Source organism: Phenylobacterium sp. (assembly GCF_044236515.1).
In the GTDB taxonomy this organism is placed as follows: Bacteria; Pseudomonadota; Alphaproteobacteria; order Caulobacterales; family Caulobacteraceae; genus Phenylobacterium.
Genome location: NZ_JBIIGK010000154.1, coordinates 1 through 6,949 on the forward strand (window position 1 = coordinate 1; position 6,949 = coordinate 6,949).

At 68.3% G+C, this 6,949-nt stretch carries 7 protein-coding genes; 4 read left to right on the forward strand and 3 right to left on the reverse strand.

The annotated features are described in order from the left end of the window. Positions 1–1,041, forward strand: a 1,041-nt coding sequence (locus tag ACILRF_RS13410) for an amidohydrolase (protein WP_395673699.1), incomplete at its 5' end; no start/stop codon positions are given. 66 nt (positions 1,042–1,107) lie between these two features. Here ACILRF_RS13410 and ACILRF_RS13415 read toward each other — a convergent pair. Continuing rightward, complete coding sequence (locus tag ACILRF_RS13415) at positions 1,108–2,172, reverse strand: 1,9-bis(guanidino)-5-aza-nonane synthase (protein ID WP_395673701.1); 1,065 nt, start codon at positions 2,170–2,172, stop codon at positions 1,108–1,110. A gap of 103 nt (positions 2,173–2,275) precedes the next feature. After that, the gene (locus tag ACILRF_RS13420; RefSeq protein WP_395673703.1) at positions 2,276–3,541 is read right to left on the reverse strand and encodes a type III PLP-dependent enzyme; all 1,266 of its coding nucleotides are present in this window, start codon (positions 3,539–3,541) and stop codon (positions 2,276–2,278) included. Positions 3,542–3,896: 355 nt separating this feature from the next. Here ACILRF_RS13420 and phnC point away from each other — a divergent pair, with 355 nt between their 5' ends. From phnC to phnE, 3 genes are read left to right on the forward strand one after another with little or no spacing between them, the layout of a single operon-like run. After that, a complete protein-coding gene (phnC, locus tag ACILRF_RS13425) occupies positions 3,897–4,691 on the forward strand; it encodes a phosphonate ABC transporter ATP-binding protein (RefSeq protein WP_395673705.1) in 795 nt (264 codons plus the stop codon). Beyond that, positions 4,688–5,710: a phosphate/phosphite/phosphonate ABC transporter substrate-binding protein gene (gene phnD, locus ACILRF_RS13430; protein ID WP_395673707.1), complete on the forward strand. Its 1,023-nt coding sequence runs from the start codon at positions 4,688–4,690 to the stop codon at positions 5,708–5,710. The genes phnC and phnD overlap by 4 nt, the downstream gene beginning before the upstream one ends. Beyond that, a complete protein-coding gene (gene phnE / locus ACILRF_RS13435) occupies positions 5,710–6,522 on the forward strand; it encodes a phosphonate ABC transporter, permease protein PhnE (protein WP_395673709.1) in 813 nt (270 codons plus the stop codon). The genes phnD and phnE overlap by 1 nt, the downstream gene beginning before the upstream one ends. A gap of 12 nt (positions 6,523–6,534) precedes the next feature. Here the strand turns inward: phnE and ACILRF_RS13440 are convergent. After that, the coding region (locus tag ACILRF_RS13440; RefSeq protein WP_395673711.1) for a glycosyltransferase at positions 6,535–6,949 on the reverse strand (415 nt) is incomplete at its 5' end.

Genomic DNA, 6,949 nt, shown 5'->3' on the forward strand with positions numbered 1-6,949 from the left:
TACGCCGGCATCGCGGCGACGTCGCAGGGCTTCGCCAACGAGTGCGTGACCACCGCCAAGGACCCCGGCATCAACCAGGAGACCTGGGACGCCTACAAGCGCGTGCAGGCCGACGGGAAGCTGCCGGTGCGAATCTTCGCCCTGTGGCGCACGCCGGACAACGTCGCCGACGCCCGCGCCCTGGCGGCCCGCGTCGCGGCCAAGACCCGCCCCTATGAGACCACCGGCGACGACCACGTGATCTCCGGCGGCATCAAGATCGCGATCGACGGCAGCGGCGGCGCCCGCACCGCCTGGATGCACGAGGACTGGAACAAGAACTTCACCGAGGTCGACACCGGCAACAAAGGCTACCCGGTGGTCGATCCGAAGATCGTCGGCGAGCTGGTGCAGATCTACCACGACGCCGGCCTGCACATGGGCATCCACTCGATCGGCGATCACGGCGTCGACTGGACGGTCGACGCCTTCGACGCCGTCCTGCAGAAGAAGCCGACCAAGGGCCTGCGCCACACCATCATCCACGCCAACGTCGTGACCGACCAGGCGATGGCGAAGATGGCCCGGATGCAGAAGACCTACGACGCCGCCTATCCGGAAGCGCAGGGGCCGTTCCTCTGGTACCTGGGCGACACCTACGCGGGCAACCTCGGGCCCAAGCGGTCGATCGGGCTGAAGCCGTTCAAGACCTTCATCGAGCGCGGCGTGATCTTCGCCAACGGCTCGGATTATCCGGTGGCGCCCTACCCGGGCCGTTACGGCCTGTGGGCCAGCGTCGACCGCTCGACCATGCTCGGCCTCTACGGCCAGCGGCCCGCCGGCACGCTGAACGCCATCGACATCAAGACGGCGCTGCGGTCCTACACCGACTGGGGCTCGCGGACGGTGTTCATGGAGAAGAAGATCGGCACCATCGAGCCCGGCAAGTACGCCGACCTCGCGGTTTGGGACACCGACATCTACAACGCCCCGACGGCGGCGCTGAAGGACATGAAGTGCTCGATGACGGTCTTCAACGGCAAGATCGTCAACGGCGGCTGAGCCGGTCGGCGGCCCACGAAACCAAAAACGGCCGGGGAGCGATCCCCGGCCGTCGTCTTTTGCGCCCTACGCCGCGCTCTTGTCGAAAAGCTTGGCCCAGCGCGGCTTGTTGCGGGTCTTCCAGACGCCGTGGTGCCAGGCGTTGGAGGCGATCAGCGGGACCACGGTGGTGGCCTCGGCGAACACCATCTGCTCCCAGGTCACGTCGACCTTGCCCCAGGAGCAAGCCTCCTTGAGGGTCGAGGACGAGCAGGCGCCGTCGCGGACGTCGGCGACGGTGATCTGGACGGCATATTTGTGCATGTCCGCCTCGTGGCCGAGGATCTCGGCGCAGACCACGGTGTCCTGGGCGAAGTTCTTCGGCACGCCGCCGCCGACCATGAACAGCCCCGTCGTCCCGGCCGCCAGCTTGATGTCGGTCAGCTCGCGGAAGTCGGCGATGGCGTCGATGGTCAGATAGGGCTTGCCGGCCTTCATCCGCTCGACCTGGTGCTTGACGAGGCCGAAGCCGGCCGAGGAGTCGACGAACGCCGGGCAGAAGATCGGCACGCCCTCGCGGTAGGCCACCTCGATCAGGCTGTCGGGCTTCTTGGCGTTGCCGGCGGCCAGCCACTTGCCCATCTCCCAGATGAACTCGCGGCTGGAGTAGGGGCGCGGCTCAAGCTGCTCGCAGATCTCGTAGATCGTCGCGTCGCAGGCCTGGAGCTCTTCCTCGTCGATGTAGGTGTCGTAGATGCGGTCGATGTACATCTCGCGCAGCTCGCGGTCGTCGACGGTGGAGTCGGCCTGGTAGTGCTTGAAGCCAAGGGCTTCGAAGAAGTCCATGTCGACGATCGAGGCGCCGGTGGCGACGATGGTGTCGATCATCCCGAACTTCACCATGTCGCGGTAGATGTGCATGCAGCCGGCGGCGCTGGTCGAGCCGGCCAGGGTCAGCCAGGTCGAGCAGGTCGGATCTTCCAGGCTCATCTTCCAGATGTCGGCGGCACGGGCCGTGTCGCGGCTCGTGAAGCTCATCTTGCGCATGGAGTCGATGATCGGACGCGCGTCGTACTGGTCGATCGCCACGTGCTCGACGGTGTTGGCCAGCAGCTGGGCCTTGCGGTTGGTGTTCGGGGTCGGAGCGTTCATCGCCGGAAGTTCCCTTCTGAGGGTGATCGCCCGTCCAAGACAGTTGGCGTGGCCGGGACGGAGCGACCGACCACGCCTTTAAACTCATGAATGCGACGGTGAGTTACCGCCGCCGGCCCTTCTTGCCCGCGGCGCCCTTGGGACGCGACAGGCGCACGACCTTGCGGTCCTCGCTCTCCCGTTCGCGCGGGACGCGAATGGTGCGGCCGGCCAGGCCGTACATCGAGGCCATCGGGGGATCGTCCACCACCACGGTCTCGGCGTCGCCGAATCCGTTGAAGCGGGTGTTCATGGCGATGCCATAAGCGCCCAGCATGCCGATCTCGACATAGTCGCCTTCCTGCACGTCGCCGGGCAGCCAGAAGGGGCCGGGCATGTGGTCGAGGCTGTCGCAGGTCGGGCCGTAGAACCGGTAGGGCTTCAGCGGGCCTTCGACGATGTGCGCCTCGGCGCCCTGGCCACGGAACAGCCGGACCGGGAACGGCCATTTGGTGTGCGCGGCGTCGAAAAGGCTGCCGTAGCTGCCGTCGTTGAGATAGAGCGCGTCGCCCTTGGTCAGCTCGACCTTGGTCAGCACCGAGGACGCCTCGGCCACCAGGGCCCGGCCGGGCTCGCACCACAGCTCGGTCTCCTCGTGGACGCTCATCTCGGCAAAGCCGCGGTGGATGGAGTCCAGATAGGCGTCGAGATCCGGCGGAGTCATGCCCGGATAGACCGACGGGAAGCCGCCGCCGACGTCGACGACGTCGACCAGCACCCCGGCCCGGACGATGGCGCGGTTGGCCTGCGCCATCGCCGCCTGGAAGGCGGTCGGCCGCATGCACTGGCTGCCGACGTGGAAGGAGACGCCCATCCGGCCCTGGGTGGCGCGGCGAGCGGCCAGAAGCAGGGACGGGGCCTGATCGAGCGGGACGCCGAACTTGCCGGACAGCGAATAGGCGGCGCCCTCGGCCACCACGCCCAGGCGGACGATCAGCGTCAGGTCGTCGGCGCCGAGAGTCGCCTCGAGGATCTTCTGGAGCTCGTCATGGGTGTCGAGCGAGAAGGTCTTCACGCCGTGGTCGAAGTAGGCCTCGGCGATCGCCTTGCGGCTCTTCACCGGGTGCATGAACGCCATGCGCGCGCCCGGCGCGTGCTGCGCGACGAGTTCGATTTCGGCCACCGACGCCACGTCGAAGGAGGAGACGCCGCTCTTCGCCAGGGTCTCGATGACCCACGGCGAAGGGTTCGCCTTCACAGCGTAGAATACGTCGCCTTGAAACTTGTCCTGGAACCAGCGCGCCGCTACGGCCAGAACACCCGGCCGCGCGAAGGCGACGGGACGTTCGGGAGACCGCTCACGGACCAGGTCCAGGGGCGTACGGTACATGTGCACCTCACGCAACCCCCAACGGATTGTTGAACCCAGGCCGGCGTTAGCAGCGCTTTTGAGGACATCGGGTCCGCCGGAGCGCGGCACATAGGGTCTTGCGGCGGGCATGTAAAGAGCCTTGTCCCCAGGTGCGCCCTTCCTGGAAGGGGCGCGCGGCGCGAAGGGTGAGGCAGGCCAGCCGGGCTGCTCCGCGCGACTTCGGCGAGTCGAGCCCTCTCATGACGGGAAGGAGAGGCTTTGCGTCGCGCTAGACGTTCTTGCGCGCCGCGTGTCATGAAGCCGTCGCAAGGCTTGGTGATCCAGGAGGTTCGCCGCCTTCGCGCGCGAACAGCCCGAGGAAGCCTTCCCGTCCATGTCCGACGCCGCCGTTCTGTCCATACGGAACGTGTCCAAGACCTTCGGCGCGCGCCGCGCGCTGGACCGCGTGTCGCTGGATGTGGCGCGCGGGGAGATGATCGCCCTGATCGGGCCTTCCGGCTCGGGCAAGTCCACCCTGCTGCGCTCGATCAGCGCCCTGCAGACCATCGATGCGGGCGAAGGCCGGGTCGAGGCGTTCGGCGGGCCGGTACAGGAGAACGGCCGGATCGCCGGCGGCGTGCGCAAGACCCGCACCCGCATCGGCATGATCTTCCAGCAGTTCAACCTGGTCGGCCGGCTGTCGCTGTTCTCGAACGTCGCGCTGGGCTCGCTCGGCCGTATCGACGCGGTGCGCGGCCTGTTCGGCCTGTGGCCGAAGGAAACCAAGGACGCGGCGATGGCCGCCCTGGCCCGCGTCGGCGTCGCCGAATACGCCGCGCAGCGGGCCAACACCCTGTCCGGCGGCCAGCAGCAGCGCGGGGCCATCGCCCGGGCCCTGGTCCAGAAGGCCAAGGTGATCCTGGCCGACGAGCCGGTCGCCTCGCTGGATCCGGTGTCGGCGCGGCGGGTTATGGAAAGCCTGCGGTCGCTGAACCGCGACGACGGCCTGACCGTGGTCGTCACCCTTCACCAGGTCGACTACGCCATGCGCTACTGCGACCGCGTCGTCGCCCTGAAGGCCGGCAAGATCGTCTATGACGGTCCGGCCGAGGGCCTGAAGCGCGACCGCCTCATCGATATCTACGGCCCCGAGTTCGAAGACGTGTTCTGGGAAGGAGCCCCGAAATGATCGCGCGCCGCCGGGTAAGCCGCCGCCTGTTCGCCGGCCTCGCCATCGTCGGCGCGCTCGGCGTCGCCTCGTGCGGCGAGCCGTCGACCCAGGAGGGGACCGTTCCGAAGGAACTGACCTTCTCGATCCTGTCGGCCGAGAACCAGCAGTCGATGGCCCCGCTGTGGGAGCCGCTGCTGGCCGACATGTCGAAGCAGATCGGCATTCCGGTGAAGCCCTATTTCGCCACCAACTACACCTCGCTGATCGAGGCGATGCGCTTCAACCAGGTGCAGGTCGGCTGGTTCTCGGCCATGCCGGCGCTCGAGGCGACGCGGCGGGCCAACGCCCAGGTGCTCGGCCGTGTGGTGGACGCCGGCGGGGCCGATTCCTACGTCTCGGTGCTGATCGCCCGGAAGGGTTCGGGCGTGACGCTGGACAAGGTTCTGGCCTGCGACAAGTCGCTGAGCTTCGGCATGGGCGACGCCAAGTCGACGTCCGGCACGCTGGCGCCGATGACCTACCTGTTCACGCCGCGCAACATCGAGCCGGCCAAATGCTTCAAGGCGGTGCGCTCGGCCAGTCACCAGGCGAACGTCTTCTCGGTCGCCAACGGGCTGATGGACGCGGCCACCAACAACAGCGTCGGCCTGCTGTTCGCGGCGCGTGAGAATCCGGCGGTGGCCGGCAAGGTCGAGGTGATCTGGCGCTCGCCGCCGATTCCGGAATCCTCGATCGTCGCGCGCAAGGACCTCGATCCGGCGATCCGCGAGAAGCTGCGCCAGTTCTTCCTGACCTACGGCGTCGGCGCCGGGCCGGAGGCCGACCGCCAGCGCGAGGTCCTCAAGGGCCTGACCTACGGCGGCTTCCGCGCCGCCGACGACAGCTATCTCGACCCGATCCGGGAGATGGAAGCCGGCCAGGCCCTGGCGGAAGCCAAGCGCGGCGGCGACGGCCAGGCCATCAGCAAGGCGCAGGCCGAGTTCGACAAGATCCGCGCCGCGGCCGCCCAGCGCCGCGCCGTCGATCCGGACGTCTGATGACCAGCGCCGCCTCCACTCCCGCCACCGCCCTGGCCCCGCCGACGCGGAGCCTGGGGCAGCGCGCGCCGGACCTGCTGGTCTGGGGCGGCGTCCTGGTGCTGCTGGTGCTGGCCTTCGGACCGGTGGAGATGCGCAACGCCGGCCGGCTGTTCACCAACTCCGACAACATGCGCCAGTTCGCCCAGGAGTTCCTGAAGCCGGACTTCACCCACTGGCGGCTGTTCGTCGCCCAGATGTGGTTGACGGTGCAGATCGCGCTGTGGGGCACCTTCCTGGCCATCGTCGTGGCGATCCCGTTCGGCCTCGCCTGTTCGCGCAACATCTCGCCGGTGTGGCTGCAGCAGCCGATGCGCCTCCTGATGAACCTGCTGCGGTCGATCCCGGACCTGGTGATCGGCACCATCTTTCTGGTCGCCGTCGGCCTCGGCCCGTTCGCCGGGGTCATGGCCCTGGCGATCAGCACCGCCGGCGTGCTCGCCAAGCTGTTCTCCGAAGCCGTGGAGGCGATCGACAAGGGGCCGGTCGAGGGCGTGCGCGCCACGGGCGCCAGTTCGCTGCAGGAGATCGTCTGGGGGGTGCTGCCGCAGGTCGCGCCGCTGTGGACGTCCTATGCGCTCTACCGCTTCGAATCCAATTCCCGCTCGGCCACCGTGCTCGGCCTTATCGGGGCCGGCGGCATCGGCCAGGTGCTGTTCGAGAGCCTCAACGCCTTCGACTACGGCCAGCTGGCGGCGATCGTCATCGTCATCGTCGTGGCGGTGTCGCTGATCGACCTGCTCAGCCAGGCGATGCGCAGCCGCCTGCTGTAGGCGGCTGCGCTTTCAGGCGGCCTCAGGCCGGCGGCGACGGACCCGGGCGAGGCGGCGCAGACGTCGCCAGAAGCGGGTCTTCTCCGGCTCGGGATAGGGCTGCAGGTTCTTCAGGAAGTCTTCGGCGCAGGCGCGCCAGGAGTACTTCTCGGCATGCGCACGCACTTGCTTGCGGTCGAGCTTCAGGCAGTCGAGGCAGGCCTCGCGCAAGCCCTCCGTGGCGCTGGACGCCAGCACCCCGGCGCCGGAGTTCGGGATGATGTCGACGGGGCCCGGCGCCGGATAGGCCGCCACCGGCGTCCCGGAGGCCATGGCCTCGAGGATGACCAGGCCGAAGGTGTCGGTGAGCGAGGGGAAGACGAAGACGTCGGCGCAGGCGTAGTGAGCGGCCAGCTCCTCCCCCGACTTCGGGCCGACGAACACCGCC